This is a genomic window from Lacrimispora sinapis (genome assembly GCF_043633585.1).
GTDB lineage: Bacteria > Bacillota > Clostridia > Lachnospirales > Lachnospiraceae > Lacrimispora > Lacrimispora sinapis.
This window is the reverse complement of the sequence record NZ_CP141832.1, coordinates 2,277,204-2,294,520: the sequence shown is the minus strand read 5'-3', so window position 1 is coordinate 2,294,520 and position 17,317 is coordinate 2,277,204. Positions and strand designations below refer to the sequence as shown.

Below are 17,317 nucleotides of genomic sequence, written 5' to 3'. Positions count from 1 at the left end.
CTGGAAGGTTTTTAGGAGGTCTTATGGAACTGAAGCTGGATTTGGAAAAAGAGTATGGAATCGTGCTGGAGGGCGGAGGTGCCAAGGGAGCTTACCAGATCGGTGCATGGAAAGCGCTCAGGGAAGCGGGAGTTAAGATAAAAGGGATTGCAGGAGTGTCTGTCGGTTCGTTAAACGGCGCACTGATCTGTATGGATGACCTGGAACGTGCAGAAGAAATCTGGAAAAACATTGATTACTCAAAAGTGATGAATGTGAGCAATGACACCATAAAAGCACTGAAGAACAAGAGTTTCAAATCCCTCAATCTGCCGGATTTAATAAACAGCGGTCTGCAGATCGTAAAGGAAGGGGGATTTGATGTTACTCCTTTAAAGAATCTTATTTCAGAAGTGGTAGGAGATGAAGAGAAGATACGAAATTCCGAAAGAGAACTATTTGCAGTCACCTATTCCGTTTCGGACCGGAAGCAACTGGCAGTTGATATCCGGGCAGGGGAACCTGGTACCATAAAGGATATGCTTTTAGCCAGTGCTTATTTTATGGCATTTAAAAATCAGAAGCTGGGCGGAAAACGGTATGTGGATGGGGGCGGCTTTAACAACGTTCCCATTGACGTTCTTTTAGACCATGAATACAAAGATATTATTGTTATCCGCATCTATGGCTGGGGCTTTGATAAGGAACGGGTGGTGAAGATTCCTGATGGAGTTACCGTCTATCATATTGCACCCAGGCAGGACCTGGGAGGAATTCTGGAATTTGACAAAAAGCTGGCCAGAAAAAATATGACCTTGGGATATTTTGATGCACAAAGATTTTTATACGGTCTATGCGGCCGGACCTATTACATCGACGCTCCCAATACGGAGCCTTATTATTTTGACCGTATGATGTCAGAGATGGAGCTGTTGAAATATTACTTGAAGGATATCCTGACGGAAGACGGCATGGAGACTTTGACCGGCTATCGGTCATTTACGGAAAAAACATTTCCTAAATTAGCAGAGGAATTCAAGCTAAAAGAAGACTGGGATTATAAAGATATGTATCTGGGGATTCTGGAAGATCTGGCAAAACGGTTAAAAGTCAAACGGTTTAAGATCTATACGGTGGAGGAGCTTTTAAGTGAAATCAGGAAAAAGATGAAAACCCAGGCTGAGCGGAAACTGTTATAAATAAGTATGGGAAAAAGATGTTGCATGTTTATGCATGATATACTATAATGGTGTATAAAAATACATTGAATCACGGAGGAAGCGCTATGAATTTAAAGGGAAGGAATTTTATTACATTAAAAGACTATTCACCGGAAGAGATCGGATATCTGTTGGACCTGGCTGCTGATTTAAAATCCAAAAAGAAACAGGGCATTACAGGGAACTCCCTGAAAGGGAAAAATATTGCCCTGATCTTTGAAAAACCCTCCACCCGTACCAGATGTTCCTTTGTGATTGCTGCCGTTGACGAAGGCGCCCATCCTGAATATTTGGGGAAAGATGACATTCAGCTTGGCCACAAGGAAAGCGTGAAGGACACCGCCAGAGTGCTTGGCAGAATCTTTGATGGGATTGAATTCCGTGGATTTCAACATAAGACCGTGGAAGACTTGGCAAAATACGCAGGCGTTCCCGTATGGAACGGATTGACGGATGATGATCATCCCACCCAGATTCTGGCAGATTTGCTTACCATGAAAGAACACTTTGGTTATTTAAAGGGGCTGCGCTTTGTCTATGCAGGTGACGGTCGTAACAACATGGCAAACAGCCTGATGATGGGGATGAGCAAGATGGGAGTCCATTTCACAATTCTCGCTCCAAAAGCTCTTTGGCCGGGGAAAGAACTGGTGGATTTGTGTCAGGGATATGCGGCGGAAAGCAAAAGCACCATTACCATTACAGAGGATACGGCTGCGGTAAAGGATGCAGATGTGATATACACCGATGTCTGGTGCTCCATGGGAGAAGAAGACCAGGCGGCAGAGCGGGTTGCTCTGTTAAAGCCGTTTCAGGTCAATAAAGAACTAATGAATAAAACAGGCAAGGATACTACCATATTTATGCACTGCCTGCCGGCTGTCAAGGGGTATGAAGTGACAGAGGAAGTTTTTGAATCCGGCGTATCGGTAGTCTTTGACGAAGCAGAAAACAGAATGCATACCATCAAGGCAGTGATGGTTGCTACCTTAGGAGAATAAAATGTATATACAGGAACGAGGAAAAAATCTAAGAAATGCTTCCATGATCGTGGACCTGGTCCATATCGTTGTGGGAATCTTGATTGTAGTGCTTGCAGTTGTTTCATTTTTAAATTCGGAAGAATATAGGTTCCTTCTTCCGGTCATCTTTTTTCTTGCAGCAACACTGAATCTGATCCATGGAATTTACAAGGTCAGACTCAGCGGACGGGAAAAGAAGAAAAAAGCCGCAGGTGCAGGGGTTGTGCTGTTTGGAGTGCTTTTGGCTGCCCTTTCCGTTATCAGTGCGGTAAGTATCTGGTGGGGGTGATGGGATTGAAGACAGAAATATTAAAGCTGCTGAAGGAGAATGAAGGCTATGTATCCGGTCAGGAACTTTGTGAGCGTTTCGGAGTTTCCCGAACTGCAATCTGGAAGGTAATACGCCAGCTGGAGGAAGAAGGCTATAAAATTGAAGCGGTTCGGAATAAAGGGTACCATTTCATCGATTCTTGTGATATAATGACGAAAACAGAAATAGAAAGCTGCATCCGGGGGGCCTTTGGAAGAACTGTGGAATATTATGATGTTGTGGATTCCACCAATATTAAAGCCAAGCGTCTTGCGGAAGAAGGGGCAGCTTCTGGAACACTTGTGGTGGCTGACTGTCAGAATGCAGGCCGTGGCAGAAGAGGAAAAGGCTGGGTATCCCCTTCCGGCAAGAATGTTTTTATGAGTCTGATTTTAAGACCGGATATTCTTCCGGGGTCAGCGTCCATGCTGACTCTGGTTGCCGCTTTGGCTGTCAGCGACGGCATCAAGAAGGAAACAGGTCTTGACACTTCCATCAAGTGGCCCAATGACATTGTGGCAAGCGGAAAAAAGCTTTGCGGAATTTTGACGGAGATGAGTGCGGAGCTGGAAGGAATCCATTACGTGGTAGTGGGCATCGGGATCAATGTCAATATGGAGGAATTTCCGGAAGAGGTACGCTTGATGGCAACGTCTTTGTGTATGGAAACAGGGAATAAAGTAAGAAGAAGTTCTCTGATAGCCTCCATCATGGAGTCAATGGAACGATATTATGAAGAATTTATCAGCCAGGGTGATTTATCCGGGCTGATAAGTGTCTATAATAGTCGTATGGTCAATGCAGGAAGGGACGTCAAGATCCTAGATAGTGCAGGCGGCTATACAGGAAAAGCTTTGGGAATCAACGAGAAGGGAGAGCTTCTTGTTGAAATGCAGTCAGGAGAGGTAAAACATGTGATCTCCGGAGAAGTTTCGGTCCGGGGACTCTATGGATATGTATAAGAATGAATCAGTCGTTTTATGATAAGCTGCAGATTCTGGAACCAGAGGAAAGAAAGCTTGAGGAGATGGAACGGTTAAAAGCCATGGAACGTCCTCTGCTTTCCTGGTACAGAGAGAACGCCAGGATTCTTCCGTGGCGGGAAACACCGGAACCATACCGGGTATGGATATCGGAGATCATGCTTCAGCAGACCAGAGTGGAAGCAGTAAAACCTTATTTTGCGCGTTTTATGAAGGCGCTTCCGGGAATCCGGGAACTGGCTTCTGTTTCGGAAGATGAGCTTTTAAAATTATGGGAAGGCCTTGGCTATTACAGCAGGGCAAAGAATTTAAAGAAAGCAGCAGAGCTTCTTGTAGAACAGTATGGAGGAGAACTTCCGGCGTCCTATGAGGAGCTAAAAAAGCTTCCGGGGATCGGTTCCTATACGGCAGGAGCCATCGCTTCCATCGCATTTGGAATTCCTGTGCCGGCAGTTGACGGCAATGTGCTCCGGGTGATTTCCAGGGTTACCGGAAGCAGGGAAGATATTTTAAAGCAGTCGGTCAAATCCGGAATGGAAGAAAAATTAAAAAAAATTATGCCCAAAGACGCAGCCAGTTCCTACAATCAGGGTCTCATAGAAATCGGTGCCATTGTCTGTGTTCCCAACGGTGCTCCGCTCTGCGGGCGATGTCCGCTTTCCTCGGTCTGTGTGGCAAAAGCGGAGGATTTAACCGGTGTCATACCGGTCAAAACGCCAAAAAAGCCTAGAAAAGCGGAAGACAAAACCGTGTTGATGCTATGGAGGGAAGGAAAAGTTGCCATAAGAAAAAGAGAAGATGCCGGTCTTTTGGCATCCCTGTATGAGTTTCCCAATTTAGACGGACACTTGTCGGAAGAGACAATTTATTCCTTATTTGGAGCAAAGGCCGCCAAGGTTACGGCCCTACCCGGATCCAGACATATCTTCAGTCATGTGGAATGGTCTATGACAGGCTTCCGGATTGATTTGTCCGGGACACTGGAGGGAGATTATCTGTGGGTCACTCCGGAAGAGATCAAAAAAACTTATTCTTTGCCAGGTGCATTTAAAGCGTATACAAAGTTGATCAGGTGATTATAATGAAAAAGATGCTTTTTATATTTAATCCGCGTTCCGGAAAAGCGCAGATCAAAAACAAATTAATGGATATACTCGATATTTTCGCAAAGGCAGGCTATGAGCTTTTGGTGCATGTGACCCAGGGACCCGGTGATGCTGTAAAAGCCGCTGAAAATTACGGAGCTGACGTGGATTTGGTGGTCTGCAGCGGAGGAGACGGCACCTTGAATGAGACCATAAGCGGTCTTATGAAGCTTGACTCCATTCCGGATATGGGATACATTCCCTCAGGATCCACCAATGATTTTGCTTCCAGCTTGAATTTATCCAGGAATATGATAACTGCGGCCCGGACGGCTGTAGCCGGTATCCCTTATCCGGTGGATATCGGCTGTTTCTGCGGGGACAGGCATTTTGTATATATCGCAGCCTTTGGTGCATTTACAGAAGTTGCCTATTTGACTCCCCAGGATTTCAAAAATGTCCTGGGGCATCAGGCTTATATGCTGGAGGGAATGAAGAGTCTGGCCTCCATCAAATCCTATATGCTCCGGATCGAATGTGATTCGACCGTTTTAGAGGGGGAATTTATCTTTGGTATGATCACCAATACCATTAGCGTGGGAGGCTTTAAAGGCCTGGTGACCCAGGATGTGGCTTTAAATGACGGAGAATTTGAGGTTTTGCTCATCCGGACCCCCAAAACTCCCCTGGATTTTACAAATATCATCAACTACATGTTTCTCAAGGAAGAACCGAACGAATACGTCCACAAGCTTCGGACCAGGTCCATACGAATCTTTCCGGAAGAGCCAATTGACTGGGTTCTTGACGGAGAATTTGGCGGAACCAGAAGGGAAGTTCAAATCACCAATTTGAACAAAAAGATTCGGATTCTCAGAAATCCGCAAAAAAAGCAATAAATCCGCTTTTTTAATAAGAAATATGTTGAAATATGAATCTTGGTAGTATATAATGAAAAGTTGTGTGGGCTTTATGTATACTTCTTAGCGAAAGGACGTTATTAAGTGGAAAAGGATAATTTTTTAGAGAAGCTGGGCAAGCTTGTCGATCTTGCAAAAACAAAGCATAACGCTTTGGATGTAACGGAGATTAATAACTTCTTTATTGGGGAAGAACTGACTGCAGAGCAGATGGATCAGATTTATACGTACCTGGAGAATCGCGGCGTAGACGTGATCCCGGTCATTGACGATTCCGTTTTAGCTGATGATGTGCTCTTATCAGAGGACCTTTTGCTGGATGATGATCTTGAAGAAGAATTCATCAAGGATGTGGATGAAGAAGACATTGATCTCGACGCTATTGATTTGCTGGAAGGCATCGGCACAGAGGACCCTGTCCGCATGTATTTAAAGGAAATCGGTACAGTACCACTTTTAAACGCAGAGGAAGAACTGCGCCTTGCTAAGAGAAAAGCAGATGGCGACGACGATGCCAAAGAGCGTTTAATCGAAGCAAATTTACGTCTCGTGGTCAGCATTGCCAAGCGCTATACTGGTCGTGGAATGAGCTTCCTTGACTTGGTCCAGGAGGGTAATTTAGGCCTTATCAAAGGTGTTGAAAAATTTGATTATACCAAAGGTTATAAATTAAGTACATATGCTACCTGGTGGATACGCCAATCTGTGACCCGTGCTCTTGCGGATCAGGCAAGAACGATCCGCGTGCCTGTGCATATGGTTGAAACGATTAATAAAATGTCCAAGATGCAGAGAAAGCTTACTCTGGAGCTTGGATATGAGCCTTCTGTTACAGAGCTTGCAGAGGCGCTTGACATGACTGAGGACAAGGTGATGGAGATCATGCAGATTGCCAGGGAGCCTGCTTCCTTGGAGACGCCCATTGGTGAAGAAGATGATTCCAATCTTGGAGATTTTGTTGCGGATAACAATGTGGTGACTCCGGAAGGAAATGTGGAATCTGTAATGTTAAGAGAGCATATTGATGCCCTTCTCGGCGATTTGAAGGAGAGAGAGCGTCAGGTTATTGTACTCCGATTCGGACTGGAAGACGGTCATCCCAGGACTCTGGAAGAGGTTGGCAAAGAGTTTAATGTTACCCGTGAACGGATCAGACAGATCGAGGCAAAGGCACTTAGAAAATTAAGAAACCCAGTTCGAAGCAAACGGATTCGGGATTTCTTATAAGCAACAGGAGGCGTAGCTGGAGTTATCTACGCCTTTTTTGCGTTTTTTTCATACAGCGAAAGGGAGACATCATGAACCGGAGAAATTATCAGAAGGAACTGGATCAGGTCATCGTTGGATTAGAGGAACAGCAAAAAGTTCCCAGGCTTCTGCTGCACAGCTGTTGTGCACCTTGCAGCAGCTATGTGTTAGAGTATTTGTCCCAATATTTTGCTATTACCATTTTTTTTTATAACCCAAATATCTATCCTCCCGAGGAATACGGCAGGCGGGTCATGGAACAGGAACGCCTCGTTGCCGACATGAATTTTCTCCATCCGGTTAAGGTGGAACAGGGGGCTTATGAACCCCAGGAGTTTTATCGTATTGTAAAAGGGCTGGAGAAGGAACCCGAGGGCGGAGAACGCTGCTTTAAATGCTATGAACTGCGCTTGCAGGAGGCCGCAAAGATTGCTCAGGCAGAGCGTTTTGACTATTTTACAACGACCTTGTCCATCAGCCCGCTGAAAAATGCGGATAAATTAAATGAGATTGGTGAAAAACTGGCTAAGGAATACCGTGTTTCTTACCTTTCTTCTGATTTCAAAAAGAGAAATGGATACAAGCGTTCTGTGGAGCTGTCAAAGGAATACGGTCTTTACCGTCAGGATTATTGCGGCTGTATCTTTTCCCAAAGAGATGCAGAATAGCTGGTAGTTCAAAATGAAAGACATACTGGGTTTGTCTTGACACAAACTGAATATTGTTATAAAATTAACTCCAAGGAGTATATTAAAATTGAGGATAAAGGAGACTACGATATGTTATCTAAAAAACTGACTGTAAAAAATCCATCCGGACTTCACTTAAGACCAGCAGGAGTTCTGTCACAGACAGCTATGAAATTTAAATCTGACATCATTGTTGAGTATGGAGAAAAAAGAATTGTTGCTAAGAGCGTATTAAACGTTATGGCAGCAGGAATCAAAAGCGGAGCAGAGATTACTTTGATCTGTGAGGGTGAAGACGAGGAAGAGGCTATGAAGACCATGTCAGAAGCCATTGAGAGCGGCCTTGGAGAGATGTAATTCGTATCGTACATTATAATAAGAGCGCTGTAAAAAGCACTGGGAGATTCACTCCCGGTGCTTTTTTTGTGAACCCGGAGGGCTGAATAAATCCCGTTATTTCCCAGTTGATTTTAATAAATTAGATAGCTGCTTAATGATAGAAAGTAGCCACTTAATAAAATTAGGAATTTATGGCTTAACGAAAAAATGGACTTTGAATTGTTTGTAAGAGCCGAAAAAATATAAATTTTTATTAGTAAATATCTGATAAAATATTTTATAACACACAATTATCAAATTATCTGAAAATACCAAAATAAAACACATTTACAAAGCGCGAAAAATGTAGTATCATCAACTAAAATTTACTGTTACACTTTAGCATTAGAAAGTAAAACGGGCAGTCAGGAAAGGATGAGATTATGGATACAAGTTTATACTCCCCGAATAAATCAGTGACTCCGGGACTTTATGATTCCCGCTTTGAGCATGATAACTGCGGTATTGGTGCGGTTGCCAATATGAAGGGCGAAAAGACCCATAAGACCGTGGAACAGGCACTTCATATCGTTGAGAATCTGGAGCACCGGGCAGGAAAAGATGCAGAAGGAAAGACCGGTGACGGTGTAGGTATTATGCTTCAGATTTCTCATAAGTTTTTTAAAAAAGCAGCAAAAGCGCTTGCTATTGAAATAGGAGATGAGAGAGAATACGGAATCGGAATGTTTTTCTTTCCTCAGGATGAACTTGCAAGAAACCAGGCCAAGAAAATGTTTGAGATCATTGTTCAGAAGGAAGGACTTGAATTTTTAGGCTGGAGAGATGTACCCATTCATCCGGAATTGATCGGCAAAAAGGCAGTGGATTGTATGCCTTATATCGTTCAGGGATTTGTTAAGAAACCAGCGGATATCAGCAAGGGACTGGAATTTGACAGGAAGCTGTATGTATCCAGAAGAATCTTTGAACAGAGCAATGATAACACTTATGTTGTTTCCTTGAGCAGCAGAACCATTGTTTATAAAGGAATGTTTTTGGTAAAGGAGCTTAGAAAGTTTTTCCCCGATCTCCAGGATAAGGATTATGAATCCGCCATTGCAGTTGTTCATTCCCGTTTCAGTACCAATACAAATCCCAGCTGGATGAGAGCCCATCCAAACCGTCTCATCGTACATAACGGAGAAATTAATACCATTCGCGGAAATGTGGATAAGATGATGGCGCGGGAAGAAAACATGGAATCTGAATTTTTCCAGTATGACATGCATAAAGTTCTTCCTATTATTAACCAGGAAGGTTCTGACTCTGCCATGCTTGATAATGCTCTGGAATTCATGATGATGAGCGGCATGGATCTTCCCCTGGCGGTGATGGTGACGATTCCCGCCCCCTGGGAGCATGACAAGTCCATGCCCCAGGAGATTAAAGATTTTTACCGTTACTACGCAACCATGATGGAGCCTTGGGATGGCCCGGCTTCTATTGTATTCAGTGACGGTGATTTAGTGGGCGCGGTATTGGACAGAAACGGTCTTCGCCCCTCCAGATATTACATTACGGATGACGATCACATGATTCTGGCTTCAGAAGTAGGGGCCATTGATATCGAGCAGAGCCATGTGGTGAAAAAAGAGCGGCTCCGTCCCGGCAAAATGCTTTTGATTGATACGGTAAAGGGATGCCTTATTTCCGATGAAGAATTAAAGGAATATTATGCCCAGCGCAAGCCCTATGGAGAGTGGCTGGATTCCAATTTAATTGAACTGAGGGATCTTCCGATTCCCAATAAAGGTGTTCCTGTCATGAGCAGAGATGAGCGGGCCAAAATGCAGAAGACCTATGGTTACACGTATGAAGAATATAAGACCATGATCCTTCCTATGGCATTAAATGGGGCGGAAGCTGTTTCGGCAATGGGGGCAGACAGTCCTCTGGCCGTTTTAAGCAAGAAGCACCAGCCTTTGTTTAACTATTTCAAACAGCTGTTTGCCCAGGTTACCAATCCTCCCATTGATTCTATCCGTGAAGAGATCGTTACCTCCACTACGGTTTATGTGGGTGAGGAAGGCAATATTCTGGAAGAAGATTCAGAAAACTGCAAGATTTTAAAAGTGAATAATCCCATTCTTACCTGTACGGATCTTTTAAAGATCAAGCATATGAAAAAGCCGGGCTTTAAGGTGGAAGTGATTCCGATTACCTATTATAAGAACACTTCTCTTGAAAAGGCCATTGACAGACTGTTTCTGGAAGCGGACCGGGCGCACCGGGATGGAGCGAATATTATCATATTATCTGATCGTGATATTGATGAAAATCATGTGCCCATCCCGTCTCTGCTTGCGGTATCAGCATTGCAGCAGCACTTAGTGAAGACAAAGAAAAGGACCTCTGTGGCTTTGATTTTAGAAAGCGGAGAACCAAGAGAAGTCCATCATTTTGCAACGCTTCTGGGCTATGGAGCGTGTGCCATCAATCCGTATCTGGCACAGGAATCCATTCACTACTTAATTGAAAGCGGCATGTTAGATAAAGATTATTATGCGGCTGTGGAAGACTATAATTCTGCAGTTCTTCATGGCATCGTAAAGATTGCCTCAAAAATGGGGATTTCCACGATTCAGTCTTATCAGGGCGCACAGATTTTTGAAGCAGTTGGTATTTCCAAAAACGTGATTGAGAAATATTTCACAGATACAGTCAGCCGGGTCGGAGGGATTACCCTTGAGGATATTGCAAGCGATGTGGATGTTCTGCATTCCGCAGCCTTTGACCCTCTCGGGCTTGACGTGGATCTGACTCTTGACAGTGTGGGAAGCCATAAGGCAAGAGCGGGTCAGGAGGAACATCTTTATAATCCTCTTACCATCCATCTTTTGCAGGAGGCGACCAGAACCGGAAGCTATGAAACGTTTAAAGCATATTCCCATGCGCTTACAGAGGAAGGCCAGATGGTGAATTTAAGAAGCCTTCTGGATATTGACTATTCCAAGACGAAAGAGATTCCTCTTGAAGAAGTGGAAAGTGAGGAATCCATTGTAAAACGGTTTAAGACCGGTGCCATGTCCTATGGCTCCATTTCCCAGGAGGCTCATGAAACACTGGCAATCGCCATGAACCAGATCCACGGAAAATCTAACAGTGGAGAAGGCGGAGAGAGTCTGGAACGTCTGACCACTGGTGCAGACGGAATCAACCGTTGTTCTGCCATCAAGCAGGTGGCTTCCGGACGTTTTGGTGTGACTTCCAGATATTTGGTAAGCGCAAAAGAAATCCAGATCAAGATGGCTCAGGGTGCAAAGCCAGGAGAAGGCGGCCAGCTCCCGGGGAAAAAGGTCTATCCATGGGTAGCAAAAACCAGACATTCCACAACGGGTGTGGGACTTATTTCTCCGCCGCCTCATCATGACATCTATTCCATAGAGGATTTGGCCCAGCTGATTTACGATCTGAAAAATTCCAATACAGCGGCCAGAATATCGGTAAAACTGGTTTCTGAAGCGGGAGTAGGTACGGTTGCAGCGGGTGTAGCCAAGGCAGGCGCCCAGGTTATCCTTATTTCAGGATTTGACGGAGGAACCGGAGCCGCACCCAGAAACTCCATCTATAATGCCGGCCTTCCTTGGGAACTGGGGGTAGCAGAAGCGCATCAGACCCTGATCATGAACGGGCTTCGTGATAAAGTGATCCTTGAAACAGACGGTAAACTGATGACGGGGCGTGACGTGGCCATCGCCTGCATGCTGGGAGCAGAGGAGTTCGGATTTGCGACTGCGCCGTTAGTTACCTTAGGCTGTGTGATGATGAGAGTGTGCAATCTGGATACCTGTCCCGTAGGGGTTGCCACCCAGAATCCGGAGCTTCGCAAGCGGTTTAAAGGAAAACCGGAGTATGTGGTCAATTTCATGTATTTTATTGCAAAAGAGCTGAGAGAATACATGGCGAAACTGGGAATCCGCACGTTGGATGAGCTGGTTGGAAGAACCGATCTTTTAAAGAAGAAAGAGACCCTTTCCTCTGAGCGCGCACGTAAAGTGGACCTCTCTGCAATTTTGGGAAATCCATTTGCCGGACAGAAGCTTGCAGGTTACAACCAGAAACAGATTTATGATTTTGAACTGGAAAAGACTGTGGATGAAAAGATCTTCTTAAAGAAATTAAAGCAGGCATTGCAGACGGGGCAGAAAAAAGGACTTCAAATTGATGTTTCCAATACGGACCGCGCACTGGGTACCATTTTTGGTTCCGAAATCACAAGGCTTTATCCGGATGGGCTGGCGGAAGATACCTTTACCATCAACTGTACGGGAAGCGGCGGTCAGAGTTTTGGAGCATTTATTCCCAAAGGCCTTACACTGGAACTGGTGGGCGACAGCAATGACTATTTCGGAAAAGGACTTTCCGGAGGTAAGCTGGTGGTTTATCCGCCTCAGGGAGTCAAGTTTAAAGCGGAAGATAATATTATCATCGGCAATGTGGCACTTTATGGCGCTACCAGCGGCAAGGCATTTATCTGCGGAGTTGCCGGGGAACGATTCTGTGTGCGCAATTCCGGTGCGACCGCTGTGGTTGAAGGGGTCGGTGATCATGGCTGTGAATACATGACAGGCGGCCGCGTCGTGGTCCTTGGTACCACCGGTAAGAATTTTGCCGCAGGAATGAGCGGCGGAATTGCTTATGTATTAGATGAAAAGAGAGATCTTTACAAGAGACTGAATAAGGAAATGGTTTCCTTTGAAGAAGTGACAAACAAGTACGATGTTCTGGAATTAAAGGAAATGATCAAGGAACATGTGGCTTATACCAACTCTGCAAAGGGGAAAAAGATCCTTGATCATTTCGGGGAATATCTGCCCAGATTTAAAAAGATCATGCCCCATGATTACAGACGTATGATGAATACCATCGTCCAGATGGAAGAAAAGGGATTAAGCAGTGAACAGGCACAGATCGAAGCATTTTATGCCAATACAAAAGGATAAGGAGGAGTAGACAATGGGAAAGCCAACAGGATTTTTAGAATTCAACAGAGAAACAGGAAAAACGGTAGACCCCAAGACTCGTATTAAAAATTATAACGAGTTCCATCTGCCTCTTTCCGAAAAAGAGCAGAGATGCCAGGGTGCGCGCTGTATGGATTGCGGTGTGCCTTTCTGCCAGTCCGGAGTGATCATCAAGGGGATGGTTTCCGGCTGCCCCATCAACAATCTGATACCGGAATGGAATGAACTTGTTTATACAGGTACATGGCAGCAGGCTTATAACAGGCTGAAAAAGACCAACAGTTTTCCGGAGTTTACGGCGAGAGTTTGTCCGGCACCCTGTGAAGCGGCCTGTACCTGCGGTTTAAATGGAGATCCGGTGAGCATCAAGGAAAATGAATATGCCATCATTGAACGGGCCTATAAGACTGGAATCGCAGGGCCCAACCCGCCCAAGATCCGCACCGGGAAAAAGATAGCGGTTATCGGTTCCGGTCCCGCGGGTCTGGCGGCAGCGGACCAGTTGAATAAACGGGGGCACAGTGTGACTGTGTTTGAACGGGAAGACCGCATCGGAGGGCTTTTGATGTATGGCATCCCAAATATGAAGCTGGAAAAACATATTATTGATCGAAAAGTGGAGATCATGGAGCAGGAAGGCATCACCTTCGTAACCGGAGCTGATGTAGGGAAGACCCAGAAGGCGAAAGATTTATTAAAAGATTTCGACCGCGTTATTTTAGCCTGCGGTGCGTCTGAACCAAGAGACTTAAAGGTTCCTGGAAGAGACGGGCAGGGAATTTACTTTGCTGTGGATTTTTTAAAGTCTACCACCAAAAGCCTGCTTAATTCCGACTTGCAGGATCAATTATTTCTCTCTGCAAAAGGAAAGCATGTCATCGTTATCGGAGGCGGTGACACAGGAAATGACTGTGTGGGAACCGCAATCCGCCACGGCTGCGCATCTGTGATTCAATTAGAGATGATGCCCAGGCTTCCGGAAAAAAGAACGCCGGACAACAGCTGGCCGGAATGGCCCAGAGTATTGAAAACGGATTACGGCCAGGAAGAAGCCATTTCCGTATTCGGCAAGGACCCAAGGCTTTATCAGACAACAGTAAAAGAATTTGTCAAAGATAAGTCCGGCAAGGTAGTCAAAGCCGTATTAATGAATCTGGAGCCGAAAAAAGATGAAAAAACCGGACGTATGAGTATGGAGCCGGTGGCTGGAAGTGAGAAAGCAGTTCCTGCCGACCTGGTTTTGATCGCAGCTGGATTTTTGGGGGCACAAAGCTATGTGGCAGAAGCGTTTGGCGTAAAGTTAAATGAACGTAGAAACGTGGAAACTTTAAAAGATAAATATAAGACCAACGTAGATAAGGTGTTTGTGGCAGGAGATATGCACAGAGGCCAGTCCCTGGTGGTATGGGCGATCAGAGAAGGCCGTGAGGTTGCAAAGGAAGTGGATATGGACTTAATGGGCTATTCCAACCTGGCATAATCAAAGAGGAGGCAGGTGATTACGTTACCTGCCTCCTGTTTGTTGAAATTAATGCAAAACCGGAAACTCTTCTTTCAAACATTTTTTCAGCAAGGGGATCATACTTCCCCCTGCCATGTTCCCTAAGGAAATGATAAGTATGTAGAGGACTGCCTTTTCTCCCCAGGCACCTCCCATTGTAAAGTAGAACATATCGGCAATGCTGTGTTCAAAGCCGGAAAGGATAAACACCATGATAGGAAGGGTGAGAGCCAGGTGCTTTCCCACGCTGTCTTTGATCGTCTGGAAGCCGATGACGGCTATGCACATCATAACTCCGCACATAAAGGCCATGACAAAGGTGCTGAATAAAGTATCCGTCAACTTCAAATTCACAATTTCAGCGGCATGCTCCGTTAATTTTGCCAGCTTCGTATGACGGAAAATCAAACCTGAGCCAACCGTACCTGCCAGATTTCCTATGTATACAATGAGGACATTCAATAAGTAGGAAGGCTTTTCATAAACGATGTAACATACCTTTCCGGTATAGAGGTTAAAACCGAATGTGTAGATCGTAAATAAACCGATGCAAAATAAAAAAGAACCGGCAATGCGGTTGTCAAGAGTCAGGTAAATCACTCCGCCCACGCTGATACAGATTCCTGCAGCGATTGCTTTTATCAATGCTTTCATTCCAATACTCCTTTTCTTGAAACCTTCTGCCAGAGCGTAAGAAGGTTTTTTGTCTTTAGCCTTGTCATATTATAGCATAAGAAAAGGAGTTTACAAGTTCAATCGCACTAATGACATAAATTATCATGATTCCTAAAAAAGACAAAAAAAACCGGCGCTTTTCAACGCCGGCGAGAGTGCTTTATACATTAAAACGGAACAGGACCACATCTCCATCCTTTACCACATATTCCTTGCCTTCGGAACGGACCAGGCCCTTTTCCTTTGCTGCATTGTAACTTTTGCAGTCCAGAAGATCCTGGAAGTTAATCACTTCTGCCCGAATGAAACCACGTTCAAAATCGGAGTGGATCTTTCCGGCAGCCTGGGGAGCCTTTGTTCCTTTTTTGATGGTCCAGGCTCTTGTTTCCATTGGACCTGCAGTTAAGTAGCTGATAAGTCCAAGCAGGTGATAGCTGGCGCTGATCAGCTTTTCAAGACCGGATTCGGTAAGACCAAGATCCTCTAAGAACATCTTTTTCTCGTCCTCCTCCAGTTCGGAGATTTCCTGCTCGATCTGTGCGCAGATGACGAATACCTCGCTGTTGTTTGCTTTGGCGAATTCCCGTACCCTTGCTACATATTCGTTTGATGCGCCGTCGTCGGCCAGATCATCTTCGCATACATTAGCGGCAAAGATTACCGGTTTGTAGGTGAGAAGATTGAGGGAGGATACAAATTCAATTTCATCTGCATCGTCGATCTCCATGCTTCTTGCCAGATTGCCATCTTCTAAATGGGATTTGATTCTCTTTAACATGTCCAGTTCTTTTGCCAGAGATTTATCGTTCATGGCACCCTTGGCAGTTTTTGCGATCCGGCGGTCTAAGATTTCAAGATCGGAAAAGATCAGCTCCAGATCAATGGTTTCAATGTCACGCAGCGGGTCTACACTTCCGTCTACATGGATGACGTTGGCATCTTCAAAGCAGCGTACCACGTGTACAATGGCATCTACTTCGCGGATGTTGGAAAGAAACTGGTTGCCCAGACCTTCGCCTTTGGAAGCTCCCTTTACAAGTCCTGCAATATCCACAAATTCAATGACAGCCGGAACGATTTTAGCGGAATTATATAGTTCAGCCAGCTGTCCTAAGCGCACATCCGGAACGGGAACGACTCCGACGTTTGGATCAATGGTACAGAATGGATAGTTGGCAGATTCTGCCCCGGCCTTTGTAAGAGAATTGAATAAAGTGCTTTTACCTACGTTCGGTAATCCGACAATACCTAATTTCATAGCAATTACCTTCCTAATATTGTTTATATTCATGGTTGATTTTTCGCTGTAACTAATATAGAATATCATATTATCCGTAAAAAAAAAAGAGAAAAACGCAAGAATCATATCCTTTGTCGAAATATAGTTGAATATGTCGGGCGAATCTGTTTGATTTTTGTGTTTTCACGGGGTAAAATAAAGAAAACATCGAAAGGAGAAGACGAATGGCAAATACGGCAGATATTAGTTTTGTGCATTTGGGAATCACCATTGACCATTTGCAAAACAGTATCTCGATATTTGGGTTCCGCATTGCATTCTACGGGATTATCATTGGGATTGGAATTTTGACAGGCCTCTGGGTTGCAGTAAATGATGCAAAACGAAGAGGACAAGACCCGGAAATTTATCTGGATTTTGCCCTGTATGCAATCGTAGTTTCTATTATAAGTGCCAGAATATATTATGTGGTTTTTGACTGGGCTAATTATAAAGACGACCTGTTACAAATTTTCAATCTAAGGGCAGGGGGACTGGCAATTTATGGAGGCATTATAGGAGCTGCCATAACTCTGATCGTCTATACCAAGGTGAAGAAACTTTCCTTCTTTTCTTTGGCGGACACAGGATGTCTTGGACTGATAACCGGGCAAATTATAGGAAGATGGGGAAACTTCTTTAATTGCGAAGCGTTTGGCGGATATACCGACGGCCTGTTTGCTATGAGAATCAGAAGAGCGCTGGTTAATGAGAATATGATATCGAAAGAACTTTTGAACCATTTGATCGTGAAAGATGGCATAGAGTATATACAAGTACATCCAACCTTCTTTTATGAGTCAGTCTGGAATCTTTGTGTACTTGCATTCTTGCTCTGGTACAGGAAACGCAAACGATTTGATGGGGAGATTTTTCTTATCTACCTGCTTGGCTATGGATTGGGGCGAGTATGGATAGAAGGAATCCGTACGGACCAGCTAATGTTCTTTGGTACTGGCATTGCAGTGTCACAGGCACTGTCATTTATTCTGGTAGTGATATCTACTCTTGTGCTCTTCTTCCAACACAGACAGATTAGAAAAAAGAGCAAAGGAGAAACATGA

The 17,317-nt window shown here is 44.6% G+C and carries 14 protein-coding genes; 12 read left to right on the top strand and 2 right to left on the bottom strand.

Annotated features, from left to right (window positions below; translation table 11 throughout):
- Positions 1–23 precede the first annotated feature (23 nt).
- From VIG27_RS10680 to VIG27_RS10630, 11 genes are all read left to right on the top strand, one after another.
- The gene (locus tag VIG27_RS10680) at positions 24–1,178 is read left to right on the top strand and encodes a patatin-like phospholipase family protein (protein WP_394522496.1); all 1,155 of its coding nucleotides are present in this window, start codon (positions 24–26) and stop codon (positions 1,176–1,178) included.
- A gap of 86 nt (positions 1,179–1,264) precedes the next feature.
- Entirely contained in the window at positions 1,265–2,200 is a 936-nt protein-coding gene (gene argF / locus VIG27_RS10675; RefSeq protein ID WP_394522495.1) for an ornithine carbamoyltransferase, read from the top strand.
- A gap of 1 nt (position 2,201) precedes the next feature.
- Positions 2,202–2,510: a DUF6637 family protein gene (locus tag VIG27_RS10670; protein WP_394522494.1), complete on the top strand. Its 309-nt coding sequence runs from the start codon at positions 2,202–2,204 to the stop codon at positions 2,508–2,510.
- Between the two features lie 5 nt (positions 2,511–2,515).
- Positions 2,516–3,493 (top strand): biotin--[acetyl-CoA-carboxylase] ligase, encoded by a 978-nt coding sequence (locus VIG27_RS10665; protein WP_394527516.1) that lies wholly within the window; start codon positions 2,516–2,518, stop codon positions 3,491–3,493.
- 2 nt (positions 3,494–3,495) lie between these two features.
- Positions 3,496–4,590, top strand: coding sequence for an A/G-specific adenine glycosylase (gene mutY, locus VIG27_RS10660; RefSeq protein ID WP_394522493.1), 1,095 nt, complete (start codon positions 3,496–3,498; stop codon positions 4,588–4,590).
- 5 nt (positions 4,591–4,595) lie between these two features.
- Positions 4,596–5,498: a diacylglycerol/lipid kinase family protein gene (locus VIG27_RS10655; protein ID WP_394522492.1), complete on the top strand. Its 903-nt coding sequence runs from the start codon at positions 4,596–4,598 to the stop codon at positions 5,496–5,498.
- 105 nt (positions 5,499–5,603) lie between these two features.
- The gene (gene rpoD, locus VIG27_RS10650) at positions 5,604–6,746 is read left to right on the top strand and encodes an RNA polymerase sigma factor RpoD (RefSeq protein ID WP_394522491.1); all 1,143 of its coding nucleotides are present in this window, start codon (positions 5,604–5,606) and stop codon (positions 6,744–6,746) included.
- Between the two features lie 71 nt (positions 6,747–6,817).
- Positions 6,818–7,435, top strand: coding sequence for an epoxyqueuosine reductase QueH (locus tag VIG27_RS10645; RefSeq protein WP_394522490.1), 618 nt, complete (start codon positions 6,818–6,820; stop codon positions 7,433–7,435).
- A 111-nt stretch (positions 7,436–7,546) separates the two neighbouring features.
- Positions 7,547–7,813 (top strand): HPr family phosphocarrier protein, encoded by a 267-nt coding sequence (locus VIG27_RS10640; RefSeq protein WP_394522489.1) that lies wholly within the window; start codon positions 7,547–7,549, stop codon positions 7,811–7,813.
- Between the two features lie 404 nt (positions 7,814–8,217).
- Positions 8,218–12,777 carry a glutamate synthase large subunit gene (gene gltB, locus VIG27_RS10635; protein WP_394522488.1) on the top strand — a complete coding sequence of 1,520 codons (4,560 nt, stop codon included), beginning with the start codon at positions 8,218–8,220 and terminating at the stop codon, positions 12,775–12,777.
- A 13-nt stretch (positions 12,778–12,790) separates the two neighbouring features.
- On the top strand, positions 12,791–14,278 hold the full coding sequence (locus VIG27_RS10630; protein ID WP_394522487.1) for a glutamate synthase subunit beta: 1,488 nt from the start codon (positions 12,791–12,793) through the stop codon (positions 14,276–14,278).
- Positions 14,279–14,326: 48 nt separating this feature from the next.
- Here the strand turns inward: VIG27_RS10630 and VIG27_RS10625 are convergent, their stop codons facing one another.
- Together VIG27_RS10625 and ychF are read right to left on the bottom strand one after the other, a co-directional pair.
- On the bottom strand, positions 14,327–14,986 hold the full coding sequence (locus VIG27_RS10625; RefSeq protein ID WP_394527503.1) for a formate/nitrite transporter family protein: 660 nt from the start codon (positions 14,984–14,986) through the stop codon (positions 14,327–14,329).
- A 148-nt stretch (positions 14,987–15,134) separates the two neighbouring features.
- Complete coding sequence (gene ychF, locus VIG27_RS10620; RefSeq protein ID WP_394522486.1) at positions 15,135–16,232, bottom strand: redox-regulated ATPase YchF; 1,098 nt, start codon at positions 16,230–16,232, stop codon at positions 15,135–15,137.
- Between the two features lie 206 nt (positions 16,233–16,438).
- Here ychF and lgt point away from each other — a divergent pair, with 206 nt between their 5' ends.
- The gene (gene lgt / locus VIG27_RS10615; RefSeq protein WP_394522485.1) at positions 16,439–17,317 is read left to right on the top strand and encodes a prolipoprotein diacylglyceryl transferase; all 879 of its coding nucleotides are present in this window, start codon (positions 16,439–16,441) and stop codon (positions 17,315–17,317) included.